At 41.8% G+C, this 20,894-nt stretch carries 16 protein-coding genes and 1 tRNA gene; 15 read left to right on the forward strand and 2 right to left on the reverse strand.

What is annotated here, in order from left to right; translation table 11 throughout:
• Positions 1–87 precede the first annotated feature (87 nt).
• The 6 genes from queA (at position 88) to BM380_RS06545 (ending at position 7,505) form a co-directional block, all read left to right on the forward strand.
• Positions 88–1,119: a tRNA preQ1(34) S-adenosylmethionine ribosyltransferase-isomerase QueA gene (gene queA, locus BM380_RS06520; protein ID WP_028835574.1), complete on the forward strand. Its 1,032-nt coding sequence runs from the start codon at positions 88–90 to the stop codon at positions 1,117–1,119.
• Between the two features lie 138 nt (positions 1,120–1,257).
• Entirely contained in the window at positions 1,258–2,385 is a 1,128-nt protein-coding gene (gene tgt / locus BM380_RS06525; protein ID WP_028835575.1) for a tRNA guanosine(34) transglycosylase Tgt, read from the forward strand.
• A gap of 26 nt (positions 2,386–2,411) precedes the next feature.
• Positions 2,412–2,747 (forward strand): preprotein translocase subunit YajC, encoded by a 336-nt coding sequence (gene yajC / locus BM380_RS06530; RefSeq protein WP_010391747.1) that lies wholly within the window; start codon positions 2,412–2,414, stop codon positions 2,745–2,747.
• Between the two features lie 19 nt (positions 2,748–2,766).
• Positions 2,767–4,626, forward strand: coding sequence for a protein translocase subunit SecD (gene secD, locus BM380_RS06535; protein WP_013465988.1), 1,860 nt, complete (start codon positions 2,767–2,769; stop codon positions 4,624–4,626).
• 9 nt (positions 4,627–4,635) lie between these two features.
• Positions 4,636–5,583, forward strand: coding sequence for a protein translocase subunit SecF (secF, locus tag BM380_RS06540; protein WP_013465987.1), 948 nt, complete (start codon positions 4,636–4,638; stop codon positions 5,581–5,583).
• Positions 5,584–5,717: 134 nt separating this feature from the next.
• Positions 5,718–7,505 (forward strand): GGDEF domain-containing protein, encoded by a 1,788-nt coding sequence (locus BM380_RS06545; RefSeq protein ID WP_033103724.1) that lies wholly within the window; start codon positions 5,718–5,720, stop codon positions 7,503–7,505.
• A gap of 50 nt (positions 7,506–7,555) precedes the next feature.
• Here BM380_RS06545 and suhB read toward each other — a convergent pair whose 3' ends face one another.
• Complete coding sequence (suhB, locus tag BM380_RS06550) at positions 7,556–8,359, reverse strand: inositol-1-monophosphatase (RefSeq protein ID WP_010391751.1); 804 nt, start codon at positions 8,357–8,359, stop codon at positions 7,556–7,558.
• 236 nt (positions 8,360–8,595) lie between these two features.
• Between suhB and BM380_RS06555 the strand changes: the two genes are divergently transcribed.
• A complete protein-coding gene (locus tag BM380_RS06555; protein WP_090493645.1) occupies positions 8,596–9,012 on the forward strand; it encodes a VOC family protein in 417 nt (138 codons plus the stop codon).
• Positions 9,013–9,058: 46 nt separating this feature from the next.
• On the opposite strand, the gene BM380_RS06560 is transcribed toward BM380_RS06555, so the two are convergent.
• Complete coding sequence (locus BM380_RS06560) at positions 9,059–9,724, reverse strand: LiaF domain-containing protein (RefSeq protein ID WP_064664126.1); 666 nt, start codon at positions 9,722–9,724, stop codon at positions 9,059–9,061.
• Positions 9,725–10,037: 313 nt separating this feature from the next.
• On the opposite strand from BM380_RS06560, the gene BM380_RS06565 reads away from it, so the two are divergent.
• The 8 genes from BM380_RS06565 to BM380_RS06600 all read left to right on the forward strand — a co-directional run bounded on the left by BM380_RS06565 (position 10,038) and on the right by BM380_RS06600 (position 20,680).
• Positions 10,038–10,607, forward strand: a complete 570-nt coding sequence (locus BM380_RS06565) for a BON domain-containing protein (protein WP_033103722.1) — start codon at positions 10,038–10,040, stop codon at positions 10,605–10,607.
• Between the two features lie 64 nt (positions 10,608–10,671).
• Positions 10,672–10,830 carry a YqaE/Pmp3 family membrane protein gene (locus BM380_RS06570; protein WP_008466367.1) on the forward strand — a complete coding sequence of 53 codons (159 nt, stop codon included), beginning with the start codon at positions 10,672–10,674 and terminating at the stop codon, positions 10,828–10,830.
• A gap of 277 nt (positions 10,831–11,107) precedes the next feature.
• Positions 11,108–11,184: transfer RNA gene (locus tag BM380_RS06575), tRNA-Ile, on the forward strand.
• Positions 11,185–11,784: 600 nt separating this feature from the next.
• Positions 11,785–11,964 carry a methylation-associated defense system helix-turn-helix domain-containing protein MAD1 gene (locus BM380_RS06580; protein ID WP_090493647.1) on the forward strand — a complete coding sequence of 60 codons (180 nt, stop codon included), beginning with the start codon at positions 11,785–11,787 and terminating at the stop codon, positions 11,962–11,964.
• Positions 11,965–12,038: 74 nt separating this feature from the next.
• Entirely contained in the window at positions 12,039–14,708 is a 2,670-nt protein-coding gene (locus BM380_RS06585) for an N-6 DNA methylase (protein ID WP_090493649.1), read from the forward strand.
• The gene (locus BM380_RS06590) at positions 14,701–15,963 is read left to right on the forward strand and encodes a restriction endonuclease subunit S (RefSeq protein WP_090493650.1); all 1,263 of its coding nucleotides are present in this window, start codon (positions 14,701–14,703) and stop codon (positions 15,961–15,963) included. Before BM380_RS06585 ends, BM380_RS06590 begins: the two co-directional genes overlap by 8 nt.
• Positions 15,964–16,023: 60 nt before the next feature.
• Positions 16,024–19,998: a type I restriction endonuclease subunit R gene (locus tag BM380_RS06595; protein ID WP_090493651.1), complete on the forward strand. Its 3,975-nt coding sequence runs from the start codon at positions 16,024–16,026 to the stop codon at positions 19,996–19,998.
• Entirely contained in the window at positions 19,970–20,680 is a 711-nt protein-coding gene (locus BM380_RS06600) for a M48 family metallopeptidase (protein WP_217644049.1), read from the forward strand. Before BM380_RS06595 ends, BM380_RS06600 begins: the two co-directional genes overlap by 29 nt.
• The last annotated feature ends 214 nt before the right edge of the window (positions 20,681–20,894 follow it).

The raw sequence follows: 20,894 nt of genomic DNA on the forward strand, positions 1-20,894 counted from the left end.
AATTAGGGAGAATATAGGGGTTATCTTGAGCTTCATTAGTAATAGTAATACACTTGGCGCGATTTTAAATGATGTGGAATTCTAACAATGCGCGTAGCTGATTTTAGCTTTGACTTACCTGATGAATTAATTGCTCGTTTTCCTAAAGCAGATAGAACGAGTAGCCGTTTATTGAGCCTAAACGGGCCAACTGGTGAGATTGAGCATAAAATATTTAGTGACATACTTGAACTTGTAAACGAAAACGATTTACTGGTTTTTAATAATACCAAGGTTATACCTGCGCGTATGTTTGGTCAAAAAGAGTCTGGTGGTAAAGTTGAGGTACTCGTTGAACGCGTATTAGACGAACACCGCGTACTTGCGCATATTCGTGCGAGTAAATCCCCAAAGCCAGGTAATGTACTCATTTTAGAGGACAAAGCAAAAGCTATTATGGTGGCACGCCATGATACCTTATTTGAGCTTGAGTTTGACCGCAGTGAAAATGTGCTCGACATTTTAAATGATGTGGGCCACATGCCGCTTCCTCCTTATATTGACCGCCCAGATAACGAAGCCGACCGTGAGCGTTACCAAACGGTATATGGCGAAAAGCCAGGCGCTGTTGCTGCACCTACGGCAGGTCTTCATTTTGACGATAAACTCATGGCTGCGCTCAAAGATAAAGGCGTGCAAATGGCGTTTGTAACCTTGCACGTTGGTGCTGGCACCTTTCAGCCTGTAAGAGTTGAGAGTGTTGATGAGCACATCATGCACTCTGAATATATTGAAGTGCCACAAGATGTGGTTGATGCGGTTGCAAGCACCAAAGCCAAAGGCGGGCGAGTAATTGCTATAGGTACAACTTCAGTACGCTCACTTGAGTCTGCAGCAAAAATACATGGCGGCAAGCTAGATACTTACTTTGGCGATACCGATATCTTTATTTTTCCGGGTTATCAATTTAACGTTGTTGATGCCATGGTAACTAACTTCCATTTACCCGAATCAACTCTGATCATGTTAGTTAGTGCCTTTGCAGGGCAAGACAACATTATGGGCGCTTACAATACGGCGATTGAACAACAGTATCGCTTTTTTAGCTATGGCGATGCGATGTTTTTGACCCGTAAATAATTTACAGCGTCATCGGTTTTTATTTACTCCTAGGTATAGTGAATTTCTCACTGCTAATAGTAATAGGGTGGTAAAAAGGGTAGAATCGAGCGGTTAAATTATAGCTTGTTGGACTGTTTTTCCGACACAGAGGATATTATGAAATTTGAATTAGACTGCACTGATGGTAAAGCGCGCCGCGGCCGCTTGATTTTTGACCGAGGTGTAATAGAAACACCGGCGTTTATGCCTGTAGGTACTTACGGCACGGTTAAGGGTATGACACCTGATGAAGTAAAAGCAACGGGTGCACAAATTTGTTTGGGCAATACATTTCACTTAATGTTGCGCCCTGGTACTGAAATCATTAAACAGCATGGTGATTTACACGACTTTATGAATTGGGACTTCCCAATTTTAACTGATTCAGGCGGTTTCCAAGTATTTAGCCTTGGTGCAATGCGTAAAATCACTGAAGAAGGCGTGATGTTCCAATCGCCTGTAAATGGTGACCAAATTATGATGTCGCCAGAAAAATCAATGGAAGTGCAGCGTGATCTTGGCTCAGATATCGTGATGATATTTGACGAATGTACGCCATATCCTGCCACCGAAAAAGAAGCCAAAGACTCTATGGAGCTTTCTCTTCGTTGGGCTAAGCGTTCAAAAGAAGGGCATGGCGACAACCCATCAGCATTGTTTGGTATTATTCAAGGCGGTATGTATCCTGAGCTTCGTGCACAATCACAAGCGGGCCTTGAAGAGATTGGTTTTGATGGTTATGCACTCGGTGGTTTATCGGTGGGTGAGCCTAAACATGAAATGATTAATATTCTTGATCATTGTGCTTATAAAATGCCAGAAAACAAACCGCGTTACCTAATGGGTGTTGGCAAGCCAGAAGACTTAGTTGAATCGGTTCGCCGTGGTATAGATATGTTTGACTGTGTAATGCCAACGCGCAATGCACGTAACGGTCACTTATTTATTACTACTGGCATCATAAAAATCCGTAACGCAGTGCATAAAACAGATACTGGCCCACTTGATCCAGAGTGTGATTGCCATACCTGTAAGAATTATTCGCGTGCTTATTTGCATCATTTAGACAAATGTAACGAAATTCTTGGCGCACGACTAAACACTATCCATAACTTACGATACTATCAACGTGTTATGGAAGGTTTGCGTAATGCTATTAGCGAAGGTCAACTAGAGACATTTGTACACGATTTTTACGCTCGCCGAGGCCAAGAAGTGCCAGAGCTAGCTGATACAACAAATTAAAATTTAAAAATTAAAGAGGAAGTATTATGAGTTTATTTATTTCAAACGCACATGCAAGCGCTGGCGCACCTGCAGCAGGCGGCGGTATGGAAATGCTAATTATGTTAGCGATTTTTGGTTTGGTTTTTTACTTTTTAATTTACCGCCCGCAAGCAAAGCGCGTAAAAGAGCATAAAAGCTTAATGAGCGCGATGGCAAAAGGCGATGAAGTGCTAACCCAAGGTGGTTTAGTGGGTAAAATCGTAAAAATTGCTGAAGATAAAGACTTCATCGTGATCTCATTAAATGAGCAAGCAGAAGTAACTGTACAAAAATCAGCAGTATCTGCTGTACTGCCTAAAGGCACAATGAAGTCGCTATAAAAATAATAAGGACGGCCCCGTGTTAAACAAGTTTCCAATTTGGAAGTATTTACTTGTTTTAGCTGTGTTAGCCATTGGCCTTTTATATGCTTCACCAAACTTGTATGGCCGCGATCCGGCCATACAAGTTTCTGGCGCTAAAGGCACCGATGTCGACCTCAGTGTTGTAGACAAAGTAAACGCAATCCTCAAAAAAGATAACGTCAGCGCTAAATCGACGAAACTCGAAGACGGGCAAATTCTTGTTCGTTTTAAAAACGTTGAAGACCAACTAAAAGCGCAAGACTTATTGCGTAACTCACTTAGTGACGATTATATCTCAGCGATTAATATGGCACCGGCACAACCGGCTTGGTTAAAGTCGCTTGGCGGTAATCCTATGAAGTTAGGCCTAGATTTAAGTGGTGGTGTACATTTCACCATGGAAATCGATATGGTCACTGCGGTTGATAATCAGCTTGAGCAAATGGAGCAAGATTTTCGTAGCGACCTGCGCGAAGAAAAACTACGTTATCGTAGTGTGCGCCGTGTAGCAGGCTCAGAGCGTATGCGTGTAGAAATGCGTAACGAAGAAGACAAAGAAGCCGCAGAGCGCTTTTTAGAAAGCCGTTACCCATTAAACGTTTACATTGATGATAGCAGTAACGATAACGCATTCTTTGCCACTATGAGTGAGCTAAAGCTAAAAGAAATTCGTGACTATGCCATCAAGCAAAACGAAACGATTATTCGTAACCGTATCAACCAAATTGGCGTTGCAGAGCCAAACGTACAGCGCCAAGGTGCTGAACGTATTATTGTGCAATTACCAGGGATTCAAGATACCGCTCGGGCTAAAGAGATTTTAGGTGCTACGGCCACGCTTGAGTTTCGTGAAGTTGACGAAAATGCTGACATAAGCGCCGCTGCTCAAGGTCGTATCCCACCGGGTACTGAAATGATCATGAGCCGTGATGGTTATCCTGTGGTACTAAAAAAGCGCATTATTCTTGAAGGTAGCCATATTACTGGCGCGCAGTCAGGTGCAGATGAGTACCAGCGTCCACAAGTAAGCATTAAACTCGATAGTAAAGGTGGGGCAAAAATGAATGCCTTCACCAAACGTGCTATTGGTAAACGTATGGCTACCGTATTTATTGAGTACAAGCCATCGGGTAAAAAAGATAGCGAAGGTAAAGCACTGCCACCGATTAAAGTGGAAGAAGTGATTAACGTAGCAACCATTCAAGCGCGTCTTGACCGTTCATTCCGTATTACTGGTATTGATAACCCCGCTGAAGCACATAACTTAAGTTTACTACTTCGCGCGGGTGCACTGGTTGCGCCTATTCAAATAGTAGAAGAACGTACGGTTGGGCCAAGCCTAGGTCAAGAAAACATTGAAGCAGGTATGACCGCTGTAGCCTTAGGTTTTGCGTTTGTACTGGCCTTTATGCTTATTTACTACAAAGGTTTTGGTCTTGTTGCGAATATCGCACTGGCTGCCAACTTAGTACTTATTATTGGTGTAATGTCGTTAATTCCAGGTGCAACGCTTACCCTGCCGGGTATCGCAGGTATTGTACTAACCGTGGGTATGGCTGTTGATGCGAACGTACTTATATTTGAGCGTATTCGTGAAGAGCTCGCTGATGGCCGCAGCCCTCAACAAGCGGTTCATTTTGGTTACGATAGTGCCTTTAGTACTATTTTTGATGCCAATATCACCACATTAATTGCGGCGATTATCTTGTTTGCTGTTGGTACCGGTCCTGTTGCAGGCTTTGCGGTAACCCTAGCAATTGGTATTTTAACCTCTATGTTTACAGCAATTGTAGGTACCCGTGCGGTGATCAACCTATTTATTGGTGGTAAACGTGTTGATAAACTTTCAATTTAAGGAGCAGACATGCAAATTTTAAGATTGGGCGGAAAAACCCTTCGTTTCATGTCTCTTCGAAAAGTGGCAATGGGCTTTTCTACGTTATTAATCATAGCGTCGCTGGCGTCACTTTTTGTTAAAGGCTTAAATTTCGGTTTAGATTTTACCGGCGGTACAGCAGTTGAGGTAGGTTTTTCACAACCTGCCGATCTGAAAAAAGTACGTAATGTACTGGCTGAAAACGACTTTGCTGATGCATCGGTACAGCTTTTTGGCTCAAGCCAAGAAATACTGGTCCGTTTAGCCCCTCGCGGTGATGATGTAAAAGCAGAAGTAATTGGTAACCAAGTAATTGCTGCCCTTAAACAAGCTGATGATAGCGTAGTAATGCGCCGTATTGAGTTTGTAGGCCCAAGCGTAGGTGAAGACTTAAAAGAGCAGGGTGGCCTTGCCATGTTAACTGCGCTTATATGTATCTTAATTTACGTAGCATTTCGCTTTGAATGGCGCTTTGCTGTGGGTGCGGTGGGGGCACTATTACACGATGTAATCATTACGATTGGTTTATTCTCGGTGCTTGGTTTAGAGTTTGACCTAACTATTTTGGCTGCAATACTCGCCGTGATAGGTTACTCACTAAACGATACCATTGTTGTATCAGACCGTATCCGTGAAAACTTCCGTAAAGTACGTATTGACGACACCATTGAAATTATTGACCTGTCACTTACGCAAACACTTAATCGTACTTTAGTTACATCAATTACCACTATTTTAGTATTGATTGCACTCTTTGTATGGGGCGGCCAAACTATTCATGGCTTTGCTACCGCACTATTATTTGGTGTATTTATTGGTACTTATTCTTCAGTTTACGTTGCCAGCTCGGTGGCTATTGCCATGGGCGTAAGTAAAGAAGATTTAATACCAGAGGTGATTGAAAAAGAAGGTGCCGATTTAGACTCAATGCCTTAATTGAGATTAAATTATCCTTTTTAAAAAAAACCGCTCCTTGTGAGCGGTTTTTTATTGCTTAGCGTGTAAGACATATAATTGTCATACGAGCTTGATATTTTATCACTCTTATTTAATTTTGATCAGAGCTAGTAGTGACTGAGCAACGTAAAGCCTTAGAGTCAATTTTACAACAAGGGGCAATAACAACCTTGTTTCAACCTATTTTTGATATAACTAAGCAATCTATTATTGGGTATGAAGCGCTGAGTCGAGGCCCTAAAAATAGCCCATTAGCGATGCCAAATAAGCTATTCGAAACGGCTCATAAATATCAATTGATCTCAGAGCTTGAGCTTTTATGCCGTTCTCGCGCCATAGAAAACTTTGTAAAACTAAATCTACAAGGGAAGTTATTTTTAAATGTCAGCCCAAAAATTCTACTCGATCCGAGCCACCCTAAAGGCGAAACCTTACATTTAATTGAACAGTTTGGTCTTGCGGCTAATCGTGTGGTGATTGAAGTCACCGAACAAGAAAAAGTAGATGATGGCTTTTTACTGTTAAAAACCATTGCTCATTATCGAGAGCTAGGCTTCACTATTGCTATTGACGATCTTGGTGCAGGTTATTCCGGTCTAAAGCAATGGTCGCAGTTATGCCCAGATATTGTAAAAATTGATCGTTACTTTATTGATCATTGCGATCAAAGCGAAGTTAAAAAAGAATTTCTAAAATCAATTGTGGTGTTAGCGCGGGCAACAAATACAGCGGTGATTGCTGAGGGAATTGAGCGTACTGAAGAACTCGATTTAGTTAAAAGTATAGGCATAAGTCATGTTCAGGGATTTTTGTTAGAAAGGCCCAGCCAACAACCAAGCTATGACTATAACTGTAAGCAGTTACAAGCATTTACATCGACTCAAGCAGGTTCAAAGTTTGAACAATCAATGGCTATCGGGGTGCTTGCTGTTGCTCAGCCTGCCATTAGCAGTCACACGCGTTGTAAAGAAGCTCATGCGCTTTTTGAGCAAGACAAGCGCATAATTAGCTTACCCGTTTTAAATAGCAATCAGCAGCCAATAGGGCTGTTACACAAAGATCAGCTAACAGAAGTGTTTGCCGCGCCATACGGGCATGCACTTTATGATAAATGTGAAGTCACTGAGTTAATGGATAAACAGCCTTTGGTGGTTGATGAAAATCAAATGCTTGATATTGTCTCTCAGCAAATAACAGAGCAAGACTTTGATATTCGTCGCCATATTGTTATCACAAGTAATAATAAATATTTAGGTTTGGCACCGCTCAGGGACATATTAAAGCACATTACCGCTGAAAAAATCCGCCACGCCCAACATGCTAACCCTCTAACCATGTTACCGGGTAATGTGGCAATTAGTGAAGTAATAGAGCAGCGTCTGCAACATAAACAGCCATTTTCACTAGCTTATATCGATTTAAATCATTTTAAACAATTTAACGATCTGTATGGTTATGCCAGTGGGGACAGCGTGATAAAACTTCTGGCCGATGTGACTGTAAAAGCGTGTGCGCACAGCGCTAACTTTGTCGGGCATATTGGTGGCGATGACTTTATGGTGGTGTTTGAAAAAAAAGATGCGGTGGAGGTTTGTAATACCATTATCACGCAATTTGAATTGCAGTCACGCGTATTTTTTACGCCAGAGCATATTGCTGGAAAAGGGTATTGGGCAACTAATCGAGAGGGCGAAAAGCAGTTTGTACCTCTACTTACATTATCGATAGGTTTAGTTGAGCCGGATCTGCAGCAGTGTAAAAATAGCCATCAAGTAGCGGCATTAGCCACAGATGCTAAAAAAGAAGCAAAACGTTATCGTCACAGCTACTTATTTATTTGTAATCGAAGAAGGCCTGCACCCGCTGTTGTGCGTTTATCCAATAGTAAAAAAAGTGGCTAACAAAAAGCAAAAAAGGAGCCTCGGCTCCTTTTTTTAGTGCGGTATTACGATTAACGTAATAACGACTCAGATAATACTGGGCGCATTTCACGAACAATCGCTTGTGTTAGCTTAGGTGCACCACAAATAACGTTACCGCTCACGTTGTAGTTATTACCGCCAGCAAAATCAACAACCATGCCGCCAGCTTCTTTAACTAATAGCTCGCCTGCTGCTGTATCCCACGGTTTTAAACCAATTTCAAAGAAACCATCAACACGACCCGCTGCAACATACGCCATATCAAGTGCTGCAGAGCCTGCACGACGAATATCAGCGGTATGTACGAATAATGCTTTAAACGCTTCAGAATAGGCATCTAAGTGGTGTTTTTGTTTGAAAGGGAAACCTGTTGCAAGAACAGAACCGGCAAGTTCAACCGTTTTAGATACACGTAAACGTTTGCTGTTTAACTGTGCGCCTTGACCACGAGAAGCGGTGAAAAGTTCGCCTCGAATTGGATCGTAAATTACGGCTTGGTCTAAACGACCTTTAACTTTAAGTGCAATTGATACTGCGAAATGAGGGATACCCTTGATGAAGTTAGTTGTGCCATCAAGTGGGTCAACAATCCATTGGTAATCAGCATCCTTACCTTTGTGTTCGCCTAACTCTTCACCAACGATGCAGTGATCAGGGTAAGAACGTAAAATAGTGTCACGAATTACGGCTTCGGCTTCTTTATCAATGTTCGTAACTAAATCATTAGTGCCTTTTTGTTGCACTTCAACTTTTGATAAGTCTTCACTTGCACGAAGAATAAGCTTGCCTGCGTTACGCGCAGCGCGAACCGCAATGTTTAACATTGGATGCATGGTATTACCTTTGGGTTGTAAAAGAACGTTTATATATTTAAGCCGGCGTATTTTAGCGGTTTTTGCCATAAAGTAAACCATAAAGCCTAAATACTTGTGAGTGTTTTTTGTACAGGCATGATCTTTCAATATATTTATCGGAATAAAAACAGACAATAAATTTGTAAATTAGCGCTTTACCTAAAGTTAACTTGAGGTTTTATGATGTTCTATATTCAATTAATAGGAAGAAAGTTATGAAATTAGAACACGTAAATTTAGTTGTTAGTGACATAAACGCCATGCTTAAGTTTTACCAAGCAGCGTTTCCCTATTGGTCAATTAGAAGTGAGGGGGAAGGAACTTGGTATGGTAAAGCAAGGCGCTGGGTACATTTTGGTGATAACGATCAATATATTGCTATAAGCGATCACGGTGAAGGGAAAAACCGCGACCTATCAGGACATCAAATTGGTTTGGCACACTTTGCCTATGTAACCAATAACTTAAATGCAGTAATAGCGCGCCTAAAACATGCGGGCTTTGCAATAAGTAAAGAAGGTGCTGTAAATCCATTTAGAAAAAACATTTATTATATTGACCCTGCAGGGTTTGAAGTTGAGTTTGTAGAGTACATGAGTGATGTACCTAGTGAGCGAAATAACGACTTATAATATGAATGAAGCCAACGATTATGGCTTCATTCAATGTTTAGCATATTTAATAATGTTTACCATTTATGCCAAGTTGAGTTTTTAGATCATTTGCAAAGCTAATAAATTTTTCTTTAATAGTGCGCTTAACTTTAACTTCCACAGAGCCTAAAACAGTTTTTCCTTCAATGTGAATCGTTGGCCCTTGGCGCTTATTAAGTGACACTGTTTTATTTTCAAAACTGCCTAAAATACAAAACATTTTAGAAACTACATTAACGTGCTCTGGTACATATATTTCTTCGCTGCCAAAGTAACAATTAACGTGAATAGTGACATGTTGGTGGGTAAAAATAGCATCCGTAAAATCAAGATTGATTGACCCCATGTAGTTTTCTATATAAATGTTTTGAGGAACTACCCATTGGCCGCTTCGTTCACTTGAACCAAGAATGCTTCTTAATGTAAGTGGCTCTTCATCAGTCTCATGCTGCGCGCTATAATTAGGTGCAAACTGAGAGTGCTTTTGCGCCTTATATTGCTGGTCAGTATTTAAGGTTAAATCTTCAACGAGATCCATAAGTGCTTTATTGTCACTCGCTGCCATCGCGTCGTCTAAGCGCCTTTCAAATGCTTCAACAGAAATAACACCATGGCTGTAATTATAAATGAGCTGATCAATCACTTGCTCACGAACTTGCTCAATAGGGCGGTCTTCAATCTTAACAGACATTTAAATTATCCTTTTATGGTTGCTAGTTATTTCAAAGCAAGCCTTATACCAAATATTAAATTGTTTAAATTCAGTGGTTTATGATTTTGGGTTTTTGATTCTTTATTATATTAACGACAGATTAACCAAATATACAATTATTTAGTAAGTTTCGCTATTCGAGAAACTTTTACGCAATAGTCTGTAAATGTTTACTTAGTAGGTTTAAGCCAATATCTACTATTTTAAATTAAGCTATTGAAATTAAAGGTTAAAAAATGTTGGCCCGATGCTCGCATTAGCTTAAGTGTCTTTAATCAAAAGGAGAACGATTATGAAAACATTTAATAAGTCTATGATTGCAGCCCTAGTATTAGGAACAACCGCAATGGGCGCTCAGGCAAGCAGTTGGGAAAACGAAAGCAAAGATGCTTGGATTGATGGGAAAGCAGAAACAGTATTGCTTATGAACACCAATCTAAATAACTTTGATATCAACACGGACGTAAAAAACGGCAAGGTAATGCTAACAGGTAAAGTAAACAGCGAAGTAGATAAAGAGCTTGCTGAAGAACTCGTGCTAAGCCTAGATGGTGTAACTGACGTTGAAAACAGTCTAACTGTGGTAAAAAACACCGACATGAAGAAGCATGATTCTAAAATGATGGGTAACGACACTGAAAGTGATTTAACCGATGCTAAAATCACTACAGTGATCACAACACGTTACTTATTTGATTCTGAAGTAGGTGGTACAGACATTGATGTTGATACCGATAATGGTGTGGTAACTCTTAAAGGTACAGTTGAGTCTGATGCTGAAAAGCAATTAGCGATGGAAATTGCTAAAAACGCTGAAGATGTTCGCAAGGTAGTTGATGAATTAACTGTTATTGCAGAATAATACACTATACTAAAGCCCAGCCCTGCTGGGCTTTTTGCTTTGCTAACATTATAAGGATTAAATTATGGATATCATTAGAATTATTTTTTCTATTTTATTACCACCACTGGGTGTGTTTTTACAGGTAGGACTAGGGATGCATTTTTGGTTAAATATTTTGCTAACTTTGCTCGGCTATTTCCCAGGATTAATTCATGCGATTTATATTATCGCCAAAAAATAATGTAGCAGCATAGCAGGACATTTAATACTGAGTTGCTAAGTGCTCCCAAAGGTATGTGTATTAGTTACTCAGGCTGCTATTAATAAATGGACTTGTTTTACAAAACTCATCACTAACAAAACCTCAAAGCCTACTATTTGAGCAGTTAGCCCCTTGATTGCTAAAATAAAGCTTTTTGCTAGTGACAAGCCCCTAAAAACTTTTTATACTGCAACCCGCTTTAGTCGCTCTGTGGCTAAACGCTTCAAAAATTAACTGCTTACAGTTATACAGAGATGGCCCCTTAGCTCAGTTGGTTAGAGCACACGACTCATAATCGTTAGGTCCCCAGTTCAAGTCTGGGAGGGGCCACCACTTTTACACGCTTTCCAAGTAAATACCTACTAACAGAAATTACCTGTGCTACCTCTGTGCTACTTTTTAGTATAGCAACTTTTTTTATTAACTATCTAATACAACCTCATTTCATCATCAGGGGGACTCTATAAAGAACTACATAGGACTCTATTTAGATGAAATCAACAAGCTTTCCGTTAACAAAGCTTTAGTAATAGTTCTAAGAGTTATTATACTTGCTTACAATTACGCAATAAGAGTGGTACGTTCAATCGGTTTTACCGATCTTGCTATATCAACAAATTCTGCTTTTTTAGCCCTGTTTATAAAGCTCATCGATTTCATATAAACTCCTTTCGCTATTAGGTTGATAAGCTTTAGGCGCTTGCTGCCTAAAGGCACGCCATACCTCATGGCCAACATGGACTACGCAGAGAAAAGCCAGTCAAGCTAGAAATCTCCCGAAGGGTTGCGAAGCAAGGGGGCCCCGCTTGCGGGGTTCCGATTTATGGCTTTACAGGATTTGAACGAAGTGGTTTAAGGTTATTTAACCATTGTCTACCCCTCAATTTTCCCATATTCTCTCATTCATATACTTATATAGGTAACCGTATTGAAATGTCAGACCAAATTTTGACCTTGAAAGAAGTAGCTGCTTATTTAAAGTTGGCCGAAAAAACGGCTTATCGCTTGGCTAGTGAAGGCCAATTACCTGGCTTTAAGGTCGGTGGTTCGTGGCGTTTTAAGCGTGGGGATATAGAAGTTTGGATTGAAGAGAAAAAGAAACGAAATACTTAACTTTTTATACATCGATCCCTTTTTACCTGATAACAAAAGCTTGCTTGGGCATACCGAGCGGCAACGGAAATTTTATGCAAAAACTAACTCTAGCAAAGCTATCTAATAAACTATTTAAAGCCTGTGACATCCTAAGAGGAAAAATGGATGCCTCTGAGTATAAGGAATACATTTTCGGGATCCTGTTCCTTAAACGTATGTCTGACCAATTCCACAAAGACTATCAAGCCAAATACAGCAAGCTAAAGGAAGAAGGGCATGACGATGATGATATTGAACCTCTGCTAGAGGACGAAGAGCAGTTTGATTTTTATGTTCCAGAAAGAGCTCGTTGGGAAAATATTAAACACATTAAAGAAAATGTTGGATCTGGCTTAAAGAAGGCACTTGAAGAATTAGAAGAGCGGAATACTGCAAAAGGTTTAGAGGGGGTTCTAAAACATATCAATTTCAACAAACAAGCGGGTAAGAAGCCAATTCCTGATGCCCGCTTAGTTGAATTTATTGAACACTTTAACGAAATTCCTTTGTCGAACGATGACTTCGAGTTTCCAGACCTACTTGGTGCAGCTTATGAGTACCTGATTAAATATTTCGCCGATAGCGCAGGTAAAAAAGGTGGTGAGTTCTATACACCAGCTGAAGTTGTTCGTTTATTAGTTGAAATACTTGAACCTCAAGAGGGTATGGAGATCTATGACCCAACTTGTGGTTCTGGCGGTATGCTCATCCAAAGCCGTAATTACGTCGAGGAAACTGGGGGTAACGTCAAAAACATCCACCTGTTCGGCCAAGAAGACAATGGTGGTACTTGGTCTATCTGTAAGATGAATATGATCTTACATGGTTCAGGTGGTGCAGATATTGAAAATGGAGATACGTTAGCAAATCCTCTTCACAGAACGAAAGACGGTGAGCTTCGCTCATTTGACCGTGTGATTGCGAACCCTCCGTTCTCTCAAAATTACAAAAAAGCGGAAATGAAATTTAAAGACCGCTTTAGCACCTTTATGCCTGAATCTGGCAAGAAAGCTGACTTGATGTTTGTGCAGCATATGGTGGCAACCCTCAAAGCGAACGGTAAAGCTGCCGTGGTGATGCCTCATGGCGTATTGTTCCGTGGTGCAGAAGAGCGTACATGCCGCGCAGATTTTATCGAGCGAGGCATTCTGGAAGCGGTGATAGGCCTACCACAAGGTTTGTTCTATGGTACGGGCATTCCTGCCTGTGTGTTGGTGTTGAACAAGGCTGGGCGTGAAAACCGTGATTTAGTGCTGTTTATTAATGCTGACCGTGAATATCGGGAAGGCAAAAACCAAAACAGCCTGCGCCCTGAAGATATTGAAAAAATCACCAGCGTCTATAAAGCGTTGCTGGAAGATGATAAGCACCTTGGTGTTGAAAAATATGCGCGTTTGGTTCACAAAGACGAACTGGCGCGTGAAGACTACAACTTCAATATTCGCCGCTATGTAGATAACAGCCCTGCACCTGAGCCTCAAAACGTTAAAGCACACTTAAACGGTGGTATTCCAACCCAGGAAATTGATTCGCTACAAAGCACTTGGATTGATTACCCAGGCTTGAAAGAAAGCCTGTTTATTCCACATTATAACGACGAATTTCAAGATTTTGCCGATGAGTTTGAAGCGTTGCCATCACTCAAACCGCATATTGAGAACTTCCCAGCAGTACTGAAAAAACATGCGGATTTCCAAGCCGCGTTGGATGATTGGAAAGAGGACTTCGCGGGGTTTGAAGCTCTGGGCGATCAAAAGCTGGGTGATAAAGGAGTATTTGCACTGCGCCGCGAATCCCTGAATACCATTGAAAAGCACCTAATGCCTATCAATCTTTTGAACCAATATAAGGTACGTGGTGCGTTGGCGGATTGGTTTAAAACCTTGGAAGCGGATTTTAAATCTGTTGCTGCGAGCGGTTGGAATGCCGAGCTCATTCCCGATGAAGTGCTATTCGCCAGCCAGTGCGCAGATGTGGTGGAAGAGCTGGAGACTAAACAGGCGCGTATCAGCGAGCTGCAAGCCTTTGTTGATGCAGCCGATGAAGAAGACTACGAACCTACCGATGAAAACCCTGCGCTGGCGTCTAAGTATGTTAAACAGCTTAAAGACGATCTGAAAGAACACAAAGTGACGATCAAAACTAGTCTGGCAGTGCTGAAAGCCCAAATAAAAGATGCGTTTATACAGCTGAAAAACAGTGCTGAACTTCCCAAAGGTACCAAGCAAGGGGATTTTGCAAAAGGACTGACGGGCAAAGACCTAAATTTTGCTGTTCATAGCGAAATACTTACACTCGCTGATGAACTCGGCGTTCAGTTAGATAACTTTGAACTGATTCAAGAGCACGCGCGACGAGGCACTCAAGCTGTGGCTGAAGCAACTGCAATTGAAACCAAGTTGGCAGCACACAAAGAGTTGGAGGATGAGCTAAAGCAACTGAGCGCTGAAATCAAGGAAACAGAAAAACGCCGTGATGAGCTGCTTGAGATAGCACGTAATGATATTACAGATGAAGAGGCTAAAGTGCTGATTCTAGAACGATTCAAAACTGCGCTGGATCGCCAATACCAAAGCTATGTGCGTGCATTGTTGCTTGACCGTATCGCTGCAGTCGAGAACCTACACCGCAAATACCAAGTTACTGCCAAAAGCATCATTGCCAAGCGAGAGCAGGAAGCGAACAAGTTGGCTGGCTTTATGAAGGAGCTGGGCTATGAGTGATTGGTATGAAACCCGTTTAGGTGACATTGCCGATATTTGTATTGGAGGAACGCCCTCTCGTGCGGAAGCTAGTTATTGGGCTTCAACGGGAGAGGAGGGCTTTCCATGGGTATCTATATCTGATTTGAAAAGCAGAATTGTTTCTAACACCGCAGAGTCTATAACTGCTCTGGGAGCAAGAAATTCGAATGTAAAATTAGTTCCTTGTGGGACTATCATGATGAGCTTCAAGCTTTCTTTAGGTCGTATTGCGTTTGCTGGACGAGATATCTACACAAATGAAGCAATCGCTAGCTTTGAAGTGGATACAGATAAAATTGATAAAACGTTTTTGTTCTATCAGCTTCCAGAAGTTGTAAAGCTAGCTATCACTGATACAGCTATTAAAGGAGCGACTCTGAATAAAGCCAAGCTCAATGAGCTTGTAATTCCACATCCAGAGTTAGTTGTTCAAAGGAAAATTGCTGAAATATTGTCAACCATCGACAACCAAATCGACGCCACTCAAGCCCTTATAGATAAATACACTGCTATCAAACAAGGCATGATGGCAGATTTGTTTAGCCGAGGTATCGACCCAGAAACCAAAGCCCTTCGCCCAACGTTTGAAGAAGCGCCGGAGCTTTATCATGAGACGACGCTGGGAATGTTACCTAAGGGGTGGAATGTTAGCGACCTTGGCTCGATATCCCTGAGAGTCACAGATGGTTCACATCAGGCAATATATACCGTTGAGAATGGTGATATTCCATTCTTGTTTGTTTCTTGTGTCCGAGGGGGCAAGATTCTGTGGGACAAGTGCTCGTATATTTCTAAAGAAGACTATCACTTAATATCGAAAGGCAGAGAGCCAAGAAAAGGAGATATTTTGTATACCGCAGTAGGCTCCTATGGACACGCTGCTTTAGTTTCGAAAGATAGTGAATTCTCTTTTCAACGGCACATAGCGTATATCAAGCCGAATAATCAATTTATTGATAGCGGCTTTTTATGTGAATTTCTTAACTCGGAACAGACCAAATCATGGGCAGATAGGGTTGCTCTCGGCAATGCGCAAAAGACTGTAACGTTAGGGGAACTATCAAAGTTTCCGGTTGTGGTGCCAGAAAAAATTGAGCAAGAGAAAATAGTGGGCAGCTTACAGGCGGTTAATGAGGCTCTGGAGTCTGAATATGTAGATTTAAGTAAGCTTCAGCAGACGAAGCGAGGCCTGATGCAAGACCTTTTAACAGGCAAAGTCCACGTATCTGTATAACAAAAAATAAAAAATGGCAGCAGGTAAACGCCTGCCTGCCAGTTACAAGGATAGCAAACAATGTCAGAGTACCAATTGGTTGAAAAGCCCCTGCTAAACCAGCTTAAAAACATGGGTTGGGATGCGACGGATTTAGGGCAAGGTGTACCTACCGATCCAACTACCAGCTTTCGCAGTTCTTTTCGTGAAGTCATTTTAAAAGACATTTTTAAAACCGCAGTGCATCGCATCAACACTACCGATGGAGGTAAACCATGGCTGACGGATAGCCAACTAGATGTATTACTGGACAATGTCACCGACTTTGGTACTCAGAAATTGCTGGCGGCCAATGAGGAGTTTATTGACCGTCTGCACAAGTGGCAGATTGACCATAACGAGTTGACTGGCGAAGAAGACCCTGTTGTTAAGCTGATTGATTTTGAGAACTGGGAAAATAACACCTTTACAGCTATCAATCAGTTCCGAGTTGATACCCCTGGATTGGGCAAGGAGCATATTCGTCCTGATATTGTATTGTTCATTAATGGCTTGCCGCTGGTAGTGATTGAAAGCAAATTATACTCTCAGCACTGTAGTGATCCAATGGCCGCAGGTATAGATCAACTGCGCCGTTATGCAGACTTACGCGAACCGGAACACAGTAAATATAGAGAAGGTGAGCCAGCTCTATTTTTTACTAATCAGTTGATGATCAGTACCCACGGTGATGATTGTAAAGTGGGCACCATTACCTCAAATGATGATTACTATTTTAACTGGAAAACCATCTACCCAGATACAGAGCCCTATATAGCACCGGAAATCGGCATCCACCGCAGTCAAGAACGGCTAGTTCAAGGCATGCTTCACCCTCAAAGATTGCTTGATATCACCCGTTGTTTTACCCTGTTTATGGATACCGACAGCGGCCCGCGTGTAAAGGTGATTTGCCGATACCAACAATTTCGCGCGGTTCAAAAAATCATTGAGCGTATGGAGCAGGGCGAAACGGGGATTCAGCGCTCAGGCGTGGTTTGGCACACCCAGGGAAGCGGGAAAAGCCTGACCATGGTGTTTTTGGTACGTAAGCTTCGTCGCCATCCAGAGCTGAAAAGTTACAAGGTTTTGATGGTTAACGATCGGAGTGACCTTGAAGAACAACTGACCAATACCGCAGCGTTAATAGGCGATACTGTGGTGGAGATCAAGAGTACTAAAGACGTAAGGGAGAAACTGGCTAACGACACTTCAAATACCAATATGGTAATGCTGCATAAGTTTCGCGAGCAAGACAGCAGCTTCCTACCGGAATCCGTGCGTAAGCTGTTATTTAAGAATCTCGCAAAAGCAAAAGAAGCTGGCGATGTTGAGCGTATTGAAGAGCTGGAAGCAGACTTTGACGCTGAAATTGTCATGCATCGCCCTTTTGGCGTGATAAATAGCACTGAAAAAGTACTTATCTTGGTCGATGAAGCCCACCGAACCCAGCGCGGCGGAAAAGATCGAGCAAGTCTTTCGGACAACCTGTTTGATGCTTTTCCCAAATCAACCCGAGTGGCATTCACGGGAACACCGCTTATTGCTGAGCACCACACTTATCCAACCTGGAAGCGTTTTGGCGTAAGCCAAGAAAAGGCATATATCGATAAATATAAACTTCAGGATGCCGTTGATGATGGCGCTACTTTAAAAATCCTCTACGAAGGTAAAACCGCTGACAGTGCGATATACGATAAATCGGGGTTTGATACTAAATTTGAAGATCTCTTTGCAGACAGAACGGAAGAAGAGCTAAGAGAGATCCGCAAAAAATACGGTGCGGAAGGAGATCTTCTTGAAGCAGAAAAGCGCATTGAGGAAATAGCTGAGGATTTAGTAAAGCACTACATAAGGCAGATTTTGCCAGCAGGCTTTAAAGCCCAGGTGGTGTGCTCTTCCAAGCAAGCGGCTATTCATTATCAAACCTACATTGAAAAAGCGTTGGCGAAAGAAATCGAGCGATATAAAAAGCAGCCAGAGCAATGTATTGATAAAGCCTGGCTTGAACGCCTCGAATTTTTGAAAACGGCGGTAGTGATATCAAGTGATGATACCAATGAAGCTGCGTCTTTCACTTATGCCAGAAAGCAAGCCAAAAAGCTAAAAGCAGTCGAGAGTTTCAAGAAGAAGTTTGATCACAGTAAACCCAATACGGGCGTTGCTTTTCTAATTGTCTGCGACATGCTGCTGACGGGTTTCGATGCGCCAATTGAGCAGGTGATGTACCTCGATAAAAAGTTGAAGGAACATAACTTATTGCAGACCATTGCCCGCGTGAACCGTACTGCGAAGGAGAAAAAACGCGGCTATATTGTCGACTATATAGGGCTTGCTAATCATCTTAGAGAAGCGCTGTTGATGTACTCACAGGATGACCAAGACGATATTTTGGAAAGCTTGCAAAACATAAATAGTGAAGTACCGGTTTTAGAAAGTCGTTATCGCCGATTGCTTCAGTTGTTTAATGAACTCAAGGTTCACAACATCGAAGCATTTGTGAATCAGAAGCTAAGTGTGGATGAACATTATCAAGTTCAGCTTCAGGCTATTGCTGTTTTAGAAGACCCTCGCCAGCGTGACAGCTTCAACGTGTTTTTGAAGAAGTTTCTTCAGAGCATGGACATCATCATGCCGAACTCATTGGCTGACCCTTACAAAACGCCTATGTACCAATTTGTGCATATCCAGGCGAAAGCGCGCCAACGTTATCAAGATAGTAGTATGAGTTTTCATGGCGTAGGTGAGAAAATTCGCAGCCTAGTTAGTGAACATCTCATTAGCTTAGGGATCAACCCCAAAGTCGATCCTGTTGACCTATTTAGTCCTGAGTTTATGAATAACGTCGGGAAGGAAAAAAGTAAACGCGCTAAAGCCAGTGACATGGAGCACGCGATTCGAAAGCATTGCAAAGTTAATGCTGAAGATGATCCTGCGTTTTACAAGCAAATGAGTGAAAAGCTCGAAGAGGTTATCAAAAAGCACTCAGGAAACTGGGACAAGATGATCACTGAGTTAAGCGCCCTTCGCGAACAAATTAGCGTAGGTCGTGGACCAAACGCTAGAGTGGTTGATCCATTTTTTGACTTGATCACCAGTATTGCTTTCCCCGATGGTCAGCAGGTTAAGCACATCGATAAAGTGAGGGCATCTGCTGACGCCGTTATGGAGGAACTAGGAGAGCATATTGGGAGTTTGGACTTCTGGGAGCGTGAAGATCTGGTATCTCAATTGCGAGGAAGAATAAAAAAGCATTTTATTCTAAGTAAAGTCCCAGAGCTTAAAGATGCAAGAGAGCAACTTACTATTGAAGTAGTAGCGCTAGCGCGTAGGCGGGAAAAACTACTTCTATCTGATCATGAATTGACTATCAGAATTGAGAGACTTATAGAATCCATTAAAGATTTCAATTTTACAGGTACTACAGAAGATGATCGCAGGATACTGGATATGCTGAAATATTCAGTTTGTGGTAGTGAGCTTTATTTAGCGAGTGAGATTGAGCAGTATGAGCAGTTCATTCGGGTAGCTTCTGTGACGGTAAGAACAGACATTGATGTTCCAAATGCGCCAGCAGCACTATCATCGGAGAGCACGATGTCTTATGAAGTGAAAACCGAATATGACCTAATGTCATCGCTCTCTCAGAATGCGCTTTCAGATATTGTTTCAGCTCTCCAAGAAGAGTTAAGAGTTGAAGGGCTTGAGACAACGCTTATTGCCTTAAAGCAGACCAGAAGAGGTAGCCAAGATTTTGACGTTGTAGCGTTTATTCAAATGGCTGCACTAACCGGCATAATTGGCAATGTTGCTACTTATATTGCCGTAGCTGCATTTAAAAAGCTCTTTAAAAAAATCTCAGAGCTTCCATTAATGCTTTCAGGAACTATGGAAGTGCACAGAGCAGAAAGTGAACGAATTGAACCAACGTTCGGTATTTATAGTGTTGTGTCTGAGGAAGAGTTAGAAAAAGCAATAAAAGAGCGCGATGCGTCAAGAAGTAAGAAGCTTCATTAATATGAAGTATAAAGATATCAAATTCAGCTTGAAGCAAAGTAAGCGAAAAACCACCAGTATTTTCATTGAAAGAGATGGCTGCGTTACTGTATTAGCGCCAGAGACTTATAGCCTGACAAAAATAGAGGGGATTCTTGAAGAAAAACGTAGCTGGATTTATCGAAACTTAGCTGAGTGGGAGGACCTTAATCGTACTAAAATTGAGCGAGAATTTGTAAGTGGTGAAGGCTTTCCGTATTTAGGATGCAATTATCGATTGAAATTAGTGGATGAGCAGCAAGAGAGTCTGTTATTGAAAAGTGGATGCTTTTTAATGAGAAGAGACAAGTCTCAATATGGTGCTGACTTATTTAAGGACTTCTATAAGAAGAAAGGTGTGGAACGTCTGCGTAATCGTGTAGTGTATTTTGCACCTAAGTTGGGTGTAAAGTACGGAGCGATCCGAGTTCTGGAACTTCAACACCGGTGGGCGTCATGTACGCCTGTTGGAGATTTGAATTTTCATTGGAAATGCATGATGGCCCCCTTAGCAGTTATTGATTACATTGTTGTGCATGAGTTAGCTCATCTTAGACATCCAAATCATAGCCCCGCATTTTGGAATGAGGTAGACAAGGTACTTCCCAATTATTCTAAACACGTTTCTTGGCTGCGACATAATGGTGCGGGAATGGACTTGTAGGTTTAATTTCAATTTTTTAAAAGCAGCACACACCAATTCTTAAGAAAAACAGCCCAATATAATGGGCTGCGCGTGTAGGAACTACACGACTATCCTCGAAGACTACAGACGATAAATCCTAACGTCTGGTGGATTACACGCCTCCAGGGTCGTACCCTGATGCACCATAGCTCTGTTTCATGCACCCAGGTGTGGGCCGTTACTATCGATAACG

Origin of the sequence: Pseudoalteromonas sp. DSM 26666 (assembly GCF_900116475.1) — a bacterium.
GTDB lineage: Bacteria > Pseudomonadota > Gammaproteobacteria > Enterobacterales > Alteromonadaceae > Pseudoalteromonas > Pseudoalteromonas tetraodonis.

Bases quoted from the DNA above. Each gene is read 5' to 3' on its own strand.
- queA (WP_028835574.1), top strand. From the start codon at position 88: ATGCGCGTAGCTGATTTTAGCTTTGACTTACCTGATGAATTAATTGCT.
- tgt (WP_028835575.1), top strand. From the start codon at position 1,258: ATGAAATTTGAATTAGACTGCACTGATGGTAAAGCGCGCCGCGGCCGC.
- yajC (WP_010391747.1), top strand. From the start codon at position 2,412: ATGAGTTTATTTATTTCAAACGCACATGCAAGCGCTGGCGCACCTGCA.
- secF (WP_013465987.1), top strand. From the start codon at position 4,636: ATGCAAATTTTAAGATTGGGCGGAAAAACCCTTCGTTTCATGTCTCTT.
- suhB (WP_010391751.1), bottom strand. From the start codon at position 8,359: ATGCATCCAATGTTAAACATTGCGGTTCGCGCTGCGCGTAACGCAGGC.
- BM380_RS06555 (WP_090493645.1), top strand. From the start codon at position 8,596: ATGAAATTAGAACACGTAAATTTAGTTGTTAGTGACATAAACGCCATG.
- BM380_RS06560 (WP_064664126.1), bottom strand. From the start codon at position 9,724: ATGTCTGTTAAGATTGAAGACCGCCCTATTGAGCAAGTTCGTGAGCAA.
- BM380_RS06565 (WP_033103722.1), top strand. From the start codon at position 10,038: ATGAAAACATTTAATAAGTCTATGATTGCAGCCCTAGTATTAGGAACA.
- BM380_RS06570 (WP_008466367.1), top strand. From the start codon at position 10,672: ATGGATATCATTAGAATTATTTTTTCTATTTTATTACCACCACTGGGT.
- BM380_RS06580 (WP_090493647.1), top strand. From the start codon at position 11,785: ATGTCAGACCAAATTTTGACCTTGAAAGAAGTAGCTGCTTATTTAAAG.
- BM380_RS06585 (WP_090493649.1), top strand. From the start codon at position 12,039: ATGCAAAAACTAACTCTAGCAAAGCTATCTAATAAACTATTTAAAGCC.
- BM380_RS06590 (WP_090493650.1), top strand. From the start codon at position 14,701: ATGAGTGATTGGTATGAAACCCGTTTAGGTGACATTGCCGATATTTGT.
- BM380_RS06595 (WP_090493651.1), top strand. From the start codon at position 16,024: ATGTCAGAGTACCAATTGGTTGAAAAGCCCCTGCTAAACCAGCTTAAA.
- BM380_RS06600 (WP_217644049.1), top strand. From the start codon at position 19,970: ATGCGTCAAGAAGTAAGAAGCTTCATTAATATGAAGTATAAAGATATC.